The 17,886-nt window shown below is 37.7% G+C and carries 9 protein-coding genes and 1 tRNA gene; 3 read left to right on the top strand and 7 right to left on the bottom strand.

Annotation, left to right across the window (positions count from 1 at the left end; all coding sequences use genetic code 11):
- Nucleotides 1-58: 58 nt before the first annotated feature.
- The 5 genes from ACLI09_RS12310 to ACLI09_RS12290 all read right to left on the bottom strand — a co-directional run bounded on the left by ACLI09_RS12310 (nucleotide 59) and on the right by ACLI09_RS12290 (nucleotide 14,927).
- Nucleotides 59-772 (bottom strand): LolA family protein, encoded by a 714-nt coding sequence (locus ACLI09_RS12310; protein WP_411419926.1) that lies wholly within the window; start codon nucleotides 770-772, stop codon nucleotides 59-61.
- Between the two features lie 3 nt (nucleotides 773-775).
- Complete coding sequence (locus ACLI09_RS12305) at nucleotides 776-8,203, bottom strand: PKD domain-containing protein (protein ID WP_411419930.1); 7,428 nt, start codon at nucleotides 8,201-8,203, stop codon at nucleotides 776-778.
- Between the two features lie 136 nt (nucleotides 8,204-8,339).
- Nucleotides 8,340-13,985 carry a hypothetical protein gene (locus ACLI09_RS12300; protein WP_411419925.1) on the bottom strand — a complete coding sequence of 1,882 codons (5,646 nt, stop codon included), beginning with the start codon at nucleotides 13,983-13,985 and terminating at the stop codon, nucleotides 8,340-8,342.
- Nucleotides 13,982-14,587, bottom strand: coding sequence for a hypothetical protein (locus ACLI09_RS12295; protein ID WP_411419924.1), 606 nt, complete (start codon nucleotides 14,585-14,587; stop codon nucleotides 13,982-13,984). The genes ACLI09_RS12300 and ACLI09_RS12295 overlap by 4 nt, the downstream gene beginning before the upstream one ends.
- Nucleotides 14,571-14,927, bottom strand: a complete 357-nt coding sequence (locus ACLI09_RS12290; protein WP_411419923.1) for a hypothetical protein — start codon at nucleotides 14,925-14,927, stop codon at nucleotides 14,571-14,573. Before ACLI09_RS12290 ends, ACLI09_RS12295 begins: the two co-directional genes overlap by 17 nt.
- A 358-nt stretch (nucleotides 14,928-15,285) precedes the next feature.
- Here ACLI09_RS12290 and ACLI09_RS12285 point away from each other — a divergent pair, with 358 nt between their 5' ends.
- On the top strand, nucleotides 15,286-15,471 hold the full coding sequence (locus ACLI09_RS12285; protein ID WP_411419922.1) for a recombinase family protein: 186 nt from the start codon (nucleotides 15,286-15,288) through the stop codon (nucleotides 15,469-15,471).
- Between the two features lie 265 nt (nucleotides 15,472-15,736).
- Here the strand turns inward: ACLI09_RS12285 and ACLI09_RS12280 are convergent.
- Nucleotides 15,737-15,810 (bottom strand) — tRNA-Met (locus tag ACLI09_RS12280).
- 148 nt (nucleotides 15,811-15,958) lie between these two features.
- On the opposite strand from ACLI09_RS12280, the gene ACLI09_RS12275 reads away from it, so the two are divergent.
- Nucleotides 15,959-16,351 carry an START-like domain-containing protein gene (locus ACLI09_RS12275; protein ID WP_411419921.1) on the top strand — a complete coding sequence of 131 codons (393 nt, stop codon included), beginning with the start codon at nucleotides 15,959-15,961 and terminating at the stop codon, nucleotides 16,349-16,351.
- 51 nt (nucleotides 16,352-16,402) lie between these two features.
- Nucleotides 16,403-17,242: an aminotransferase class IV gene (locus tag ACLI09_RS12270; protein WP_411419920.1), complete on the top strand. Its 840-nt coding sequence runs from the start codon at nucleotides 16,403-16,405 to the stop codon at nucleotides 17,240-17,242.
- Here the strand turns inward: ACLI09_RS12270 and ACLI09_RS12265 are convergent.
- A complete protein-coding gene (locus ACLI09_RS12265) occupies nucleotides 17,239-17,799 on the bottom strand; it encodes a YqgE/AlgH family protein (protein WP_411419919.1) in 561 nt (186 codons plus the stop codon). The two genes, ACLI09_RS12270 and ACLI09_RS12265, sit on opposite strands and share 4 nt — an antisense overlap.
- Nucleotides 17,800-17,886: the final 87 nt, after the last annotated feature.

Here is a 17,886-nt window from a genome sequence, read left to right as displayed (position 1 = left end):
AACTGAAGCATGAATCAATAAATAGCAAACTAATATAAGATTTCTGATGCTCATAAAATTAGTTTTGTTGGTTGGTTTTTCGGTTATCAACTATGCGGTATTCTTTATAACTTTCTGTTGGGTATTTTTTCCTGTTTTTCTCAACAAAGAAGTCAGACAAATTAAATGATTTAAACTTTTTAAGGCTTAAAATGTTGCTATATACAATTTCCAGCCTGGGCCTGCTTATATCCTTCCTGGTATAATCCTGGGAAAAATCTATACCTGTATTATAGTAAAAAATTTCTCGCTCAATCGTATAATCTTTTCTTACATATAGCATTATCAAAGAATAAGGATAAGAAACATTTTTCTTTGCATGCAACTCCAGTTGCCAGTTTGTTTTATTATCTTTTACCGAGGCAACCGTGAAATCCTTTGTTATAGCCGACAAATCATATTCAATAACTTTATCGGACGACGTGCTTATAATAATCGATTTTGTGTCGTGGTTAAGCTGTACATAAGTGTTTCCCTTATAAAAAAATTCAATATCCTGAAGCTTAAAGTAGAGTTCAGCCTTACTCTTTTTTTGGTAAAGCCCACTATGATATTCTTCTACATTTTGTGAAGTATGCGTTTTATATAACCTATATGCTGTAGTATACTCATATTGAGATGGTTCAGAATACTTTTTTAATACCGCAGCAAGTATAGGCTCGCCTTTTTGCGCGTTAGCAATTAAAGTAGTGCCAAATACAAATAATGTAATAAAATATTTAAAACTATTCATATGCTAATTTTGAACTGGTGTTATAACACTACCTGAACGGCTTTCTTGTATTGTTTTTACTCCCTGTGAAGTCTCTTTCTTAATCCTTACAAGACCACCTTCCTTATCATACTCATAAAATGTAGAGTAATTATTATCATCAAGCTCAGCAACAAGCTTAAACGTTTCCGGATCATATACATACGTTTTCATACTTCCATTTACAGGGTGCAGCCGTATATCATCAAAATAAACGGGGATATTAGGACTTAGATTAAGAAACTCCATTTTTAATATTGAACATCCGGAAGGAATTGTAAATACAGATGCAAATCGTTGCCATCCTTCTATTATATCTCCCGAACCATGCAATAACAAACCGTTAGGATAATCTCCAAGTACAGTGCCTGCACTATCTTCAAACAACAGTTTGACAGTAGCATACTCATAGTTTTTAACCTGGATGTTGTGCTGTTCCTTAACCCATCCGCTTATGTAGTACTGTCCTGGCGAAGGTTGAAAGGTTTCGCAGTCATTACAGTAACTTTTAGGTACCACATACCCGCCGCAACCAAAGCCGGCAGCGGCAATTTTATCAGAAAAATAACGGGCGTCGGCTGCTAAGTGGTTAAAGTCTGGGTATTCAAAATAGTCAGCCGTACCTATGGTACTTTGGTCAGCTATAGGAAACTGGGTTGTTGGTAAGTCAAAGAGGTATTTAAGCGAACTCTTTAAAAACCCTGTAACTTCGCTAATGGGCTGGTTAGTAGTACTCTGATTACTGGCACTGGCTGTTAGTGCATTAAGGTTTACGTAAGATCCTGTACCAATGCCATAAACATAGAGGTGAGAATTTTGCCTGATATCTGAAATTATTTCTTTTAACCCGTTAAGATTTGATGTTTCAGAGCCGTCTGTAATTACAACAACAAGCTCCGGCCTTATTTCCATTTGCATTGCAGCTTTAAGGCCACTCGCCCAATAATCAGCATTAGAGCTTATACCAATTAATTTCCTGGATGGTGTGTAGGCTGTTTTATATTTAGCTAACCACGCATCAAAAGCCTCAATTGCAGCATCTGTAGATGGTATTTGATAAACATGGTCTTGTCGGGTATCATTATCAGAGTCTGACATGCCTATGAAAGAAATGTATGTTCCTGCATCCATTTCCTTTTGCTGGCGTACAAACTCGCTTAATTGAAACTTTATTTTAAGTGCATCGTCTGCCGAGATAGAACCAGACTCGTCTATAACAAAAGCAATATGTTTATTACATGGAGGTACCGGTGGGCAAAACTTGATATGCTTAACGGTAGCATACTCAGAAGTACCGTCTGAATACCCAATAAGTATGGTTGTATTTCCCGTTTCAGAAGAAAAGCCTACAAGATTAACATCTGTTACATTGCCATAATTTTTTATAACCACATCCGGCTGGGTTTCTGCATCCGAAAATGAAAAGGACAATGTTTGCCCACTGTAAGATGCATTATAAATGCGCGGGTTAGAATCGGTTATAAAGGGTGCCAGATCATCTACCTGAGAACTTAAGTAACCATCCTCCGGGGCGCTAGTCAACGAAAATAAATTATTAATCAAAGACATAAAGCCTCCCCGCACAGTCTCGGTAAGCTCATTTGTTTCGGTACATTCTGAAGGGCAGTTAGTACTAACAGTAATAGTTTTTGTATAGGTTGTGCTGCAACCGTTATCTAAAGTTACTGTCAGGTTTATCTTATAAGTTCCCACCTGCCCGTATGTCTTTTCAAAAGATGGCAAAGAGCTATTTCCGTCAGGATGCCCATACTGATCATAAAAAGACCAAAGGTATGTTTCAATATTTGCGTTATTTCCGGCATATGAAAATTCAACAGGCTGGCCTGTAGAAACGCATGATATACCATCTGCTATAGCTATATATCCGGGATACTGGCCGCACTCTACCTGCGGACAGAAATTGATGTGCCTTACCTGGTGAGCTGATGAAGTTGTTCCATTAGTATATACCAGGGTTAATGTCTGTAGCCCTTCTGCTGTAGCGCTGTAAGGCATGATATTTATATCGCTTACAAACGCATAAGGTGAGGGGACCGGCAAAGAAACATCATAGCTGGTACCGTGCTGCCCAAAAGATAGCCTTATGGTATTTGTAGCGCTGATATATGTTTTATTAAAAATTGCTGGTTGGTTATCTGCTATATAGGGCGCAAGCGCGGTTAGTTGCGCAAAACCGGTACCATTTTGGATGCTGTTGTTTGTGTAATGCATCATCAATATTTTATTTAGGAAAGCCTTATACTTAGCCTTAACTTCCTGGGAAAGCTCATTACTTTCCGTGCAATATGTTGCACAGGCCGAGGTGCCGGGAGCAGATACTGTAATATTTTTATATACCGTTTTAGTACAGTTACTACCGTAATTAATTACAAGCCTAACCAGATAATTCCCGGCAGTTGTATAGGTATAACTTGGGTGCGACACGTTTGAAACTGAATATAAGGGTGTTGTATTATCAGCCGCTAAAAATGTCCACTGATAGCTATTGATATTTGTTGCCGCTGTAAGGAAATAAAATGTTTGTAACGAATTTTGTAATACACACGAAACAGCACTGTCAAGAAAAATTTCTGCAGTTATATCCGGGCACGGCACTCCGGTACCGGGACAAAATTTTACGTGCTTTATTGTATGAGTTCCACTTGCTGTTCCGTTTTCGCGTATTGCATTAGCACTAAATTGAGTACCCGATGCTGTAAAATTGCTGATATCTATGTCACTAACCAATGGGCCATAATCGTATATAGACACATCATATCCGCTATGGTTACCAAAAGCGAAAGTAAGCATCTTAGTAGTTGTATTGTATGCAATGTTATAAATCTTTGGATTCGTTTCATCAAGGTAAGGAGACAGGGCTATTAACTCATCACATATATATGGCGCCGTAACCGGGCTTTGAGGATATAGTGCCAGTAACTTATTAACTAAATTAATGTATAAGTTCTTAACGGTAACTGATTGATAATCCTGCTCTGTACAACTACTAGGGCATGATTGTGAAACTGAAAACATTTTATAAAAAGTTTTCTGGCACCCTGAACTTAATGTCACAGTAAGGGTAAGGTAATATGAATCCTGATATGAAAAAGATGTTGTTACTTCCGGGGTATTGGCTGTGTATATTATATTTCCATCAAAATCATAAAACAACCAGCTCCACTGGTTTATACCTGCTGTATTTGAAACGAATGAAAATAGTGCATTAGTGTTAGGCAAAACACACGATAAGCCTGGGTTTATATCTACTGTACCGACAATATCGCATGGCACCGGTGGACAGAAGTTTATATGCTTAACCTGGCCGGTATTATTTGCAGAAACAAAGTAATCATCCGAATAATCTGCATTACCCTGAATATATACAACAGTTGATGGGTTATTAAAATCAAAAGTTCCGGTACCTACAACATTAGAAATTGTATTTGAATTTGGCCTTTTAACAATTACATCATAACTCTGTGTACCATGGTTGCTAAAATTAAAATACAAGTTATTTCCTATAACTGAGAAGTTATATATTTTTGGGTTAGTATCTGTAATATAAGGCGATAAATTCACCAGCTCTGTGCAGTTGTATGGAGTACCTGCAGATAATATAGTAGCACTATTTTGAATAAGGTGATTTACAAGGTTTACAAATAATGTTTTTACATCGGCATTCTGAGGCTCATTAATACATGATGTTATTGGTGGATTAGTTACAACTATAGGTCCGGGATTTGTCCCTGTTATACACAATTGAAAAGTAACAGGGGTAAGCACCGAGGTGGCATAAACCCTTAGTTTGTATGTAGCACCCGGTACAAGACTGCCCACACTACCCTGCGGAAGGTTACTGCAGTATAGCTGTGACAGCGCGTTGCATTCTCCCTGATAAACTGCAAATTTTATTCCGGAATCAATCCCACTAAATCCGGTAACCTGAATGTACTGTGTAGATGAAGTGGCCACAAACTGGTACCACACATCTGCAACCGGTGCGGGTGTACAGTTTGTTAGTGGAACAGATGATAATGTACCATTAACAAAGCTACCAGCAGTATATTGGCAGTTACCTACTAAATTAACGTTTACGGTCGGTGGAGTTTCGCAAAGTGGAGGGCATGACCCAGTTGATGAAACTACAGTAATATTTTTTGCAAATGTTTTGCTGCATTGCGCAGAATAATTGATGGTAAGCTTTATTGTAAAGTTGCCTACTGCGCCAAAAGTATATGCCAGGTTTGCACCGGCAGATGCGTTAGGTGAAGTATATAAGGGCGTAGAACTCCCTGTCGCAAAAACCTGCCATAACACACTACTTACCGAAGGAGCAGATGTTACATAGCTAATTTGAGGTGTAGTACCCTGCAGAACACATGTAGCCACATCCGGCAGTAATATAGCAGCGCTAAAATCAGGGCATTCATTCGTATTACAAAACTTGATATGCGAGATTTGGTGGTTTGTGGTAGTCATACCATTTTGGTAAACGGTAAAGGCAGAAAACGCATCTTGCGATGATGCGAAAGAAGATATATCAACATCTGCAACAGGTATTCCCAAATCTTTTACAATTACATCAAATTCAGCGTGGTTACCAAATGAAAAATATAAGGTGTTGGTTGAATAATTATAATCTATATTATAAATTTTAGGATTTGGATCTGACAGATAAGGAGCGAGTGCTGTTAGTTCATTACATGTATAAGGCAGTGTAACCTGGTTTCCGGGGTAAAGCCCCAAAAGATGGTTAACCAGAGCCATATAGAGGTTTTTAATGGTATTAGAATTAGTATAACTTTCTGTACACCCAGCACCTGTACAGGTTTGTTTTACAATTATAGTTTTATAAAACATTGTATAACATCCTGTAGATTTTGTAACCTTTAACTCAAGGGTATAATAACCGGCTGTAGGCAGGGTAACAGAAACTGACGGAGACGTATTAGAAGTAGTTGAAAACAATGTGCCGTCTGCTTTATAAACTTTCCATACATAGCCGCTTATACCGGTAGCTGTTGAACTAAAATTAATGGTTGTTGCCTGCCCTGCAACAATGCACGAAAGCGTTACGGGTATATCTAAACTACCCGCTATTGCAGGAACGCACAGGCTACTGGTGGGGCAAAAATCAATATGCCTTACATGACCAGACGTATCCGGGTTAGTAAAGTAATCATCAGATGTAGTACTGTTATTTTGTATGTAAGCCACATTAGAAAAACTTCCTGCAGCATATGTCCCTGTAAATTCTATTGTTGACAGCGGACCGGTTTGGTCTAAAACAGCAACAACATCAAAACTTTGCGTTCCATGGTTGGCAAAGTTGAATGATATTGTAGTTGGCGTGGCCGTAAAATTATAAATTTTTGGAGTTGCATCTGATATATAAGGTGCCAAAGCTGTCAACTCGCTGCAGGTATAAGGGTCAACTAATGTGGTTATCTGCGCCCTATTGGCAAACAAGTGATTAATAAGGCTGGTAAATAATGATTTAACAGTAGGAGATAATGCATTTGTATTGGCACACGTATCCGCGGAGGCAATTACACAAAGATTAAAATCAAGATCATCTGTTAAAGAAGTTGCATATACCCTAACGTAATATATTTGGCCAACAGTAAGGCCGGTTACTGTATTTTGCGCACTATTGCCACAATATACTTGGGTTACAGCCGCGCAGGCACCTGTATATACAGCAAATTTAAGGTTAGTATAATTACCATTAGGACCCGTAACCTGTATATGTTCAGTTGATGAAGTTGCCGTAAACTGATACCAAAGTTCTGCTAAGGGCGCAGGAGTACAATTTGCCAGCGGTATGGTCGATACCGGGGCACCTGATAAGCTGCCTGCAATATAATTACAATTGCCCGTTGCCCCAACGGTAATAGTTGGTGCACCTGTACACAATGTGGTACAATCGTTTGTATTCAATGTACCACTAATCAGGAAACAATTAGGATTTTGCTGATTTTGCAATACTATTGTAACATTTGCACTGGAGCTAAATGGCCCAAACTGAACCTGGCCTGCGCCTGTTACATTTTGTGTACCAGCTACTACACCGTTGTTATAAGCTGTTGCCGTAATAGGCTGGGTAGTACCTGTACTCTGAACGTACGCTGTTGCGTTAAACTGAGTTCCTGTGCAATTAGTAACCCCAAATCCCGATACTATATTTGAAGTGCATGAATTACTAGGTGTTATTGTAAGGCTATAGTGGCCCTGTTTAGGCGATCCGTCAAATTGGGTTACTATATAATAGGTTTGGCCGGCTGTAACATGGAGGTTATAAACTGTATTGACAAGCGAAGTTTCGCCGGTATCGCCACCCAGGCAATTCACACCAATATCGCTACAACTACCATATACATATAACGACATGCCAGGGCTTTCGCCTATTATGCTTACATCAACATCGCCAGTTACAGGAGCTGTGAATGAATACACATCCTGCAACCCTGTAAAAACACTGTTAGAATCCGCACTGCAACCAGACTGGATATCATTATCAGAATAATAGGTACCAGTTGGCAGGTAAACGTAATTTGTACCTACAAAAGGAAGCGAAGGCGTAGAGAGCACATAAGGCGCTGAACATAATGTACCGACAGGATAAGTCTGAACAGCGGCATTGTTTAACCACGGGCTTTTACTAGGGCTTGTATTACATATTGCACGAACTTTTACGTAATAAGTATGGGAAGGAACTAGACTTTGTCCATTTGAAGTAGATGTAACTGACAGCGTTGGCTGGTTTACTACTATCGTATTAGTACCTGGGGTAACATCGCTAGAATCATCTATTTGCACTTCCCATTGTATAGCATTACCGGGATTCCAAGATACATCAAATGAGGAAGATGTAACATTCGAAAAATTAATATTCGTTGGTTTGTTACAGGGCGGGGCGCTGGCAACAGACAACTCGTCGACTAACCATTGCCCACCTGTACATACAATAGCCACATAGCGCTGCGTCCCAATAGTGTTTGCTGGAAAATCAACAACAACCTCCTGATAATAACTGCTAGACACCCAATTATTACCAAGGTTTCCTATTTCAGTAAAGGATGCCATATCTGATGGGTTTGTACCTATATAAACCTTTAAACTTGTACCGGAAGTTATCCAACCATAAGCTAAGCACCAAAATCTTAACTGCGCTTGATTTGGCACAGTAAACTGAGGGCTAATTAGCCAATCTGTAGCAAGCGTGGGGAAAGTTCCTGGAATATAGGCACATTTATGGTTATCTGGTGGAGTACCGGGTCCTTCATATGCTTTAGGTATTGGATTAACGGATGTATTATAACCCCAGTATTGTGACCCGGTTTTATTAATTATAGTCCAGTTGCCACTTGCCTGTGGCCATGTACCCCAGGCTGGTAGTGTAGATGACATTGTAGGCACTGCACCTCCAGACTCAAAATTTTCATACAGAGCAGGTGTTTGGGAATAAAATGTCTGTATGCAAAAAAAGAACACTAAAAAGAGACTAAGTTTTTTCATAAAATTGGAAGTTGGTATGAATGGCTAATTACTCATTCCCTGAATTATCGGTACACGGTTCTATTTGTTTTATCACAGAGGCTTTCATGCCCGGCAATACCTTCAGGCTTTTAGTGCCTGTGTGGGATTGTTCTGAGGTAGTATAAACCTGGTAAGGTATTAAACTTCCCTGCGTACTAAAGTGTGCAGTTGTATCGCACTTGCTAAAGCCATAATCTTCAAACCCATCTGCTGCAAGCTGGCTGTATTTTGTATTGGCAGCAACCGCCACAGGAAACCTATAATTATATCCATAAACTGCAGAAGAGTAGTTGCCTAATGCATCTTTATTTTCAACTTCAAAGCCAAAGGGGCTGTACTGTGTTATTTGCGAGGCAAACTTCCATTTAACGTATAAAGCATCGGTTGCAACATATCCGGGCGCAGTATTATAAACTACCCATTTTTTTGCGGTACCGTTGTATACATAATATGGCCTGAAAGCATTATAAAATCCGCTGGTACGTATGCTGGCGTCAGTTTCAGAATTTCTTGCAGTGAGGTATGCAAAAGATCTATTGGCACGCCAGTTACCCTTAACATTATATTTATACGGATTGTAGGACTGTAAGGCATTTTCATTTGAACTGCTATAGTCAAAATCTAAATGCCCATCCTTATATTTCATTTTTGGAAGATAGCATTCACATTGTGCTGCCCACTCATCTTTATATTCAACTGCCGAAGCATTAACAATACGATATTCCTGCCATGTATTAGATTTGTAAAGGTCAACAGGCAGCTTATTATTTAATACTTTATCAAGCGGGTTTACCATTGAAGTGATAGATGCCATGGTAGCCGTATATAAATTTCTGCGTCCGGAGCGTATTATCTTAATAGTACCCTGGTCTACAACATCTTTTTTAACAAACTGTCCGTTCTCTGTTATAAGGGTAAATACATTATTGCTTATGTTAACTACATATGCTTTAAGTTCTTCCCTGTAAATTTCATTTTGCTCATCTGTAGGCATAATTTTAGGTTCTATCCATACTTCATCACCTTCAGAAAGATAATTTGCCGCACTGTAGCCGGCACCGTCAAAGCTGTAACGATAATCAGTACCACCTGTAAACTTTATTTTCCACTTAAGGTCAATATTTTTAGCAGCCTGACCCATTTGTTCATATCCCCAGTAAGCAGGATATGAGAATGAATAGTATTTATCATTAAATTCATTAATTGTTTCGGTTAACAATACCTCCCCAGTTTCAGCATCCCAAGCAAGGTTTTTTGTGTATACGTTAGAGCCAGCATCAAAAACGCGTTGCTTTCGTAAAATCCCGGCGGTATGTATTACCTTAGTAACCGTTGCAGACCTGAGTAAATTATCTACCTCCGTCTTATTAGGCAAAGGAGTAGGTATGATTATAGCAACCGGAGGCGGAACATATATATAGTTTACCGCTACGTTTACACTAACACCGCCAGTAGTTGTTGTAGTTCTACTTTCCCTGAAATCGTTGATACAATCATAATCCACACCCACAAGTTTTTGTATTACATTACCTTTAGAATCAATAGTTGTAACGGTATTATTTAGCTTTCCTCGCGCACCATTATTGGCATCTGTCTGGGTAGGAAGGTCTTCGTAAAAATATTCAGATCCCGAAATGGGAGCATCATCTTTTCCTTCAGCGTAAACATATTGCGCTTTTAATTTTCCATCCATATCATTGGTATGTACTAGAAAACCCTGGGATAAAGTAAGATGGTTTTTAGAACTGATATTAAATAATCCATAGGTTTTATTTGTGGGGTTATATTTAGAGAACATATCAGTATATTCTACCAGCGTGGGATAATCTTTGGAAGTGAAGAACTGGGTAACCACTTTACCGGTAGCATGCCTTTTAACCTTTATTAGGGTATTGTTATCTGTACGTTCCCTCGACAAATTTTTGACAGTTACGGAACCATAAGTAATTTTTGGGGATGGATAAAAACATTCTCCAAAAGGTTTTTCTACATAATTTTGTTCATCCGGGCCTAAAAGGCCTGTTGTTTTCGTAGTATCATAAAATGGCTGAACCAGTGGATTTTCCTTATTCCCAAGAGGCTCATAAGTAGCAACGCCCGAAGTAGTTGTACCATCTCCATATGTATATTCCTGTCCATAGTACTGTAAATAGTCCTCATCTCCATTATGAGATGTCATTATATCCCAGTTATCATAAATTTTAATTCTTTTTACTCTACTACCTCCACCATATTTTTTCATAGAGGGGTTCATAAGCCGTATCCATCCTTTACCAATAACAAACTTACTTGCTATTTCATGATCTATTAACTGCCGGTTAGGGCTTTTAAAAATTGCAAATCTACTGGTGTACGAATCGACAATGTTATTTAATATTTCTTCCAAATCATCTGTTACTTCATCAGAAGGATTATTATAAACCAGGTTATTTAAATACTGCCTGCCAAAATTCCACCCTGCTTTAGAAATAGGGTTTACATCATTGCCTGCATTAAATCCATCTCCTTTATTAACCTTTTTTATCCTTATGGCAACATATTTTCCTTCTGTACCTAGATCAACAAAGTTGTATTCATCTGCCAGTTCAAGATATCCTGTAACATAGTCATACCGGTCATCATAAGTATGTGGTTTTGCCATATTGAGTAAAAACCTAAAGTATATGGGCTGCTTAGTAAGCTGTTTTATATACTTATTTTTAAAGTCATTTATCGAATTTACATTGTTAACTACTCCAGCATCATTACTACCTGTAAGTTTAAGATATAAAACATCGTTTACTGTAGAAGCACTTGTATAAAGATCATTTTTTGACATATCAGAAACTGATGCAGCATTTATATTACTACCTACTCCTGCTACCTTAAACATTTGCATTGCTTCCTTATCCTGAACATAGCCGTAATCATCAGATTCAAAATCAATATTAATTTTACCTCCTGAAGGCATGAAAATTTCTTTTAAAAGCCATGATGTATTGTAATCATCCGCTTGTTCCTTTATCTGGCTTGTGAACGCATATTCTGCATTGGTAGCAGTATCATAGGTAGTTGTACCGCTTCCTAAGACATTAGGCTTATAATTACCCCAGCTGTCAACAGCTCTCTGGTCATAGGGTTTGTTGTTGGCATAATTAAATGTATAAGGTGTATACCTGCCCATATTAGATTTTCCGTAGGTAAAATATACCTCTTTTAATGTAAGTTTTCCGCCTTGGTTATCTTTTTCATTTTCAGTCAGTGCCGACGCGAAATTATTTGGAACACCAGTACACAAACTATAATCATAAATAAAATGAGCGGCTTTTATAGGAGTAGCATCAGTTCCTTTTTCTAAAAACTCAGGCTTAGAATACAATGTAATCTTATCAAGCTTATACATTTTAGATTGAGTGCTAATACTGCCTCCACCATTTTCACCGTCTACACCATATGCGTCTTTTCTAGGAGAAATTTCAAAAATCGCTATATGCGTCTTAGTAACTATGGTGTCCAGATATAGCAATTCCTTTTCGCCATATATATAATTGCCCTTATCATCCTTTTGGCTCGATTTCAGCCCTTCATCATAATTAGCCTTATTTCTTGCATACGGTAATCTCCACTTATAAGGCGCAGTTATAGTTTTTTGATGATTATACGAAAACCGTGTATAGCTACCTAAGTCATCATCTGTGGGGCCATCACCAGTTAAATCAGAATAATCGTTTGACAATACAGATGTTAATAAGAAACTATGACCGTATGCAGGTGTAGTCACGGCATTAAAATAACGATCACCATAGGCTTTATTACCTATTGAATTGTCACTGCCTGGGTTATATGTAACGAGACCAGCATGGCCATCATGTGCGCGGCCACTTACATCAAATGTTACTTCTTTCTTCTTGATGTTATATGCCGCCCTCCCATAAATATATTGCTCACCACCATCTTTTAAAATTCTTATTTCTGAAGTATGGCTGTCATGTTTACCTACTTTCGAATAAGGGCTAAATATTGTATTAAAACCGTATTTAACTGCTTCTGACCTTGTTAATCTCTGTATAACCTGTCCCCTGTTTACACGATCTGTTCTCTTAAGCGGAGTAGAAATATTTATAGATGAAGGAGTAGAAGGTCCATTTTTAAATTCAAATTTTCCATTTGTTTTCCAATTGAAAGCACTACCTGTTATACCTTGCTTTACGGCTTTATACCCACCTATTCCATTCTCAAAGAGGGTAGTATAATCGTTATCTACGTGGTTTCCTCCTATATTTTTAAAGTATACTTTCTCATAACTTGGCTTATTGCCATTTGTACTTTCTTTAAATTTCTCCAGTACTGGATTATTCGATTTCCAAACAGAACTATAGCCATCAGTCGAAGTCATATCGCCATCGACCCCCACCCGGAAATTTGTAGGAGACGTGTATCCTACTTCAACTCCTAATGACCCTCCTTCAGAATCGTCTTCAACATAGCGATCATAAACATATCCTACCTGGCCGTTATATGCCCGGAACATGCCCCCTACTCCCTGTCCTTCTATAGAATAAATGTCGTATGTATAGTTAGTAACAGGCAATGAGCGTGTATTCGTTCCAAATGCCCGGTCTTTTTCTCTGTTAAAATCGAGTATATCTTTATCTTTTGCATTCCAAGTGTTTTCATAACCAAAAGCATGTTCAGTAACTATCTTCTGATCTGGCCTTACTCCCTGCTTCGACCTGAAACCGACGAGTTTAAGATCAGGCTCAATACCAAAAATCTCACCCCCTATCTGTGCGCTGAAAGTATAGCTGGAAGAGCGCATCCCAACGCGCTTTGTAGGAGTAAATGAAGCATCAACAAAAGAAATATTACTATTAATTTTGTAAGATCCTGTAGTACCTGCTGAATGCCCTTTACTATTATATCGGTTATATTCATAACCGATAGATTTATTGATTGAAATATTCTCAACGCCTTTTCTGCTGTTATAAGTAGTTCCTGCACTTATACCAAGGCTGGTTCCAAAATTGCCATATGATAAAAACTTTGTACCAAGGCTAACAGTGGGCGAAACCGATACACCATCAGATCCGCTTGAATTAAAGCTCATGCCAACGTTCATGGTCCCTGCCAAATTTAAACCAACTGAGTTTTGTAAAGAAAAATCAAATCCAGTATAGTTATTAATAGTTACTCCAAAACCTTGCGAAACCTCAACACCTATTTCATCATTTTCTCCTAATCCAATAAAAGATAAAGTTTCCGCAAATTGTCCACCCGCAGTAATATTATCTTTCAAATTATTTTCGTAAATCATTTCATCACCATTAAAATCATCTGGCAAACCCCGCATCTGACGATTAATCTGACCAATGCTTAGGTTCCATCCTAACCCGACCCATGATGCTTCCTGATCCATAGAAACATTTGATGAGTATGCCATATTAATAGGATAGCCGCCCACATCCATTATGGGTATATTGTAGTTGAAATCTCCGCTTGATAAGTCTACCATATCAGAGGTAGCAATTGGAGTAAATGAATTAAACTCCGGCTGTGCAGGCCCACCTGTTAAAGCATATGCCCTTACAGGAGCAATTATTTCTACTAAAATGCTAAATGCCAAATAGAAAGCTATAAATTTTCTTATTTTGCTTTTTCGGATTTTTTGGATCATAATAATATTTTTGTAATTTTTTCCTTGAAATTAAATTTTAGCACACCCTTGCCAAATAATTTATCATCATATACTAATTGAACTGGTTGATTTGCTTTTACGCCACTAAAAAATATCAAAAGCTTGTTTGATGGCGAAACATTAAAAGTACGCTCAAATAATACACCTTCACTCCTTATTGTATCATGGCTTGCCGTAACTAAATAAAAATCATCCTTAATATTAAATGACATGTATTTAATAGCACTCTCATAATCTAAACGTGCTTTTTCGTCTTTCAAAAGGTCTTGCTCTTCTTCATGCAAAAATTCAAATTCAATAATGCGCTCTTCCTCGTTTGCTTTTGATATCGAGTCTGCCTTATTAAGGTCATCTATACCCTCTTTTTTCAATATGTAGTAATCAAGTGGTACCTGAGTTGCCGTATAATTAATTTCATCAATATTCTGGGTGTGCGTAAACGATTTCCATCCATTCTGCTCCATCTTAAAATATTTTGCCTTAATGGCCGATCCTACCTTTAATGCATCCTCCTTATTAGGGCCGCAGCATGTAATCATAAACAAAATCAAGACTAATATAGCACTACCTGTTACCCTCATATCTGGAATTTATATAAATAATAAATTCATCCGTTACATCTAAGGCATCATCATAGGCAATAAGCGTATGAGAATCCGTCCCAAGAATAATTTTATATTTTTTATCTTTTATAAAATCTGTTCCGTAACCCCTTAAACGGTCATTAATTTTTTGAGACTCCTCTAACATATAATTATTACTAAAGGCCTCAATTTCTTGCCTGCCATTAATAATCTCTTTCATTAAAGCTAATTTAACGTCAGACTGGGATGTTTTTTCAAATAAAGCATTAAGACTATCAAGACGATTTTTCTTTTTTTCGAGGAGGATATTACCTTTAGAATTAATTTCTTTTGACATATAGAAAGCGTCATAAACCTTTGAATAGTTTATGCAAACGAACTTACTACTAAAAGAGTAGTTAACTATAAATAATAAACAGAAGAAAAATATTACTTGCGAGGCGAGTAATCCTTTAGTAAATTTATTCACGGTATGATTGATTGGTTGGTGTATCTTTTGGTTAGAAAGATTGACATGACAAATATATAAACAAAAGTTTAACACTTACAAAAAAAAAGTAAATTTTCGTAAAAATTATGTAAATCATTTTTGTAGTTTGCTTTAGCCAAAACAGGAAGGATTTAGTTTGATAAATAACCAATGCGGCACAAAGTGTATCTTAAGAATTTTAAAATTGCATCTTCATTTATAACGAATGCGGAATATCTGGAGTTCATCGAGTACTTTCCATGTTGCAATTCGAAATCCTGTGTATTGTGGCAAAGCTGTTATTGAAAAGTATGACGAAGAAGAAGCCCATCTTGTGAGAGACCAACACAAACCGCTTATTTCAGGGTATCTTTTCTACAAAAAAGCGGCCGTCAACAATAATAGAAGCTGATGACAATTTCTTTCCGCACGGCTTCCTTATTTTGTCCTAAATGCGGTAAAAACTTAACCGGCAGCCCATCTAAAGTTGAACTATCCAATAGTTTGCAGGTAAAAGGGCGCGTGGGAAAGATATTAAGGCAGCCCAAAAGATGCAATAAATTGACTTACAAACACCTAAGTTATATATAAGGAAGGAGAAAGGATATCTTTTTGTAACAGTAATTACCAATAAAAAAACCGGACAAACGAAGAAATTTTCGATTTGTCCGGCCTCGTAGCGAAGACGGGAGTTGAACCCGTGACCTCAGGGTTATGAATCCTGCGCTCTAACCGACTGAGCTACCTCGCCAAAAATTTTTTTGCATTTCCTTGAATGCGGGTGCAAAGATATAATTATATTACTATCATCCAAATATATTTTTACTCAAAAAAATTATTTTCAATATTGTTTTTTTATGAGTGTTAAAAATTATATATTTCCAAAAATTTTTATACCAATGGATGAAAAAATTAAGTATGAGATAGAATTTCCTATAACATCTTCTCCTCAACTATTATATCAATATATATCTACGCCTTCAGGCCTGTCCGAGTGGTTTGCCGATAACGTTAATTCACGAGGCGAGTTTTTTACATTCATCTGGAATGACTCTGAAGAAAAAGCAAGGCTGTCGTCAAAAAAAACAGGCGAAAAAGTAAAATTCAGATGGATTGATGAGCAAAATAAAGACGGCGAATACTATTTTGAACTGCGTATTTTAGTTGATGAAATTACTAAGGATGTATCGCTCCTTGTGGTAGACTTTGCCGAAGAAGATGACTTACAGGAGAGTAAACAATTGTGGGAGAACCAGGTATCTGACTTAAAACATGTTCTGGGATCAGTTTAATGTTTCCAATTTTATAAAGTATATTTGCCCTGAATTTTTCAGGGCTTTTTTATGATTAACTATAACGGCGACATTATTACACAATCCGGGCTCCAGGTAGAGCAAAACAGGGGCTTTTTATATGGCGATTCAATTTTTGATACTGTAAAAACCCTTAACGGCCGGGTATTGTTTAGCGAAGATCATTACTTTAGGCTTATGGCGTCGCTGCGCATTGCTCGTATGGATATTGCCATGGACTTTACATTGGACTATATGGAAAGCGAGATTATAAAGCTTACCGAAACACTTGAAGGGGCGCCTTCATACCGGGCGCGCATCTCATTTTACCGCAGGCCGGGCGGGCGCTACCTGCCTTCAAGCCGGGAAACGGAGTTTATTATTACCGCAGAGCCGCTTACAGCAGCGCTGTACAGCATAAATACAACGCCTTATGAAGTGGAGTTGTATAAAGACTTTTTTGTTGCAAAACAACTGCTAAGCACCCTTAAAACAAACAACCGTATTGTAAATACCCTTGCAAGCATTTTTGCTGCTGAAAATGGCTATAATAACTGCCTGCTTATAAATGATGAAAAGAATGTAATTGAGGCCATACAGGGCAATATATTTATGCTCAGCGGCACGCTGTTAATTACTCCGCCCATTTCAGACGGATGCCTTAACGGGGTAATGCGTAAACAAATTTTAGAGATTGCTAAAAAAATTGAGGGGATTGAGGTTATTGAAAAATCAATATCACCATTTGAACTTCAAAAAGCGGATGAACTTTTTCTAACAAATGTTATTGCAGGCATACAGCCCATAACCAAATACCGTAAAAAGGAATATACAAATTTATTTTCCCTTGAGCTTGTAAAACGGCTAAATGCAAAGGTAAGGTTAGGTTAATTAAGCGCAGGATTTTCAGGCGCGTTGCTCCATATAAGATAATTACCCCCCAGTTCTATTATTTTTTCTTTCCAGAATGAAGTACTCGACTTAGCTATTATCTTATTATCATACCTGTTGTGGGAAACTATCCACGAATTATCTTCAAGTTCTTCTTCAAGCTGGTTAGCATTCCATCCACTGTAGCCCAGGAAAAACCTGATATTGTTCTTTTTAATCAGGCCTGCGTTAATGAGGTCTTTTGCACATTCAAAATCGCCCCCCCAGTAAATACCGTTAGAAATTTCGATACTGCCGGGAATCAAATCCGGCACATTATGTATAAAATACAGGTTATCCTGCTCTACTGGCCCCCCATTGTATATTTTAAACGTAGCGTCAATTTCAGGAATAAGGTCATGTATGGTATACCCTAAGGGCTTATTAAGTATAAAACCTATAGAGCCTTCAGTATTATGGTCGGCAATGAGGATTACAGACCTGTTGAAAGAAAGATCTCCTATGGTGGAAGGCTCTGCCACCAGCAGGTAACCTTTTTTGGGCTTTAATGAAATCATCTTCTTGCAATTTGAACTAAATTTAACAAAAAAAAATGAACCCGAAAAAAATTTCACCTATTTTTAAAAAAAAAGCCCTTCTGTAAT

Source organism: Flavobacterium sp. RHBU_24 (genome assembly GCF_046613695.1).
Taxonomy (GTDB): Bacteria; Bacteroidota; Bacteroidia; order Flavobacteriales; family Flavobacteriaceae; genus Flavobacterium.
This window is presented reverse-complemented; position numbering and strand designations above follow the sequence as displayed.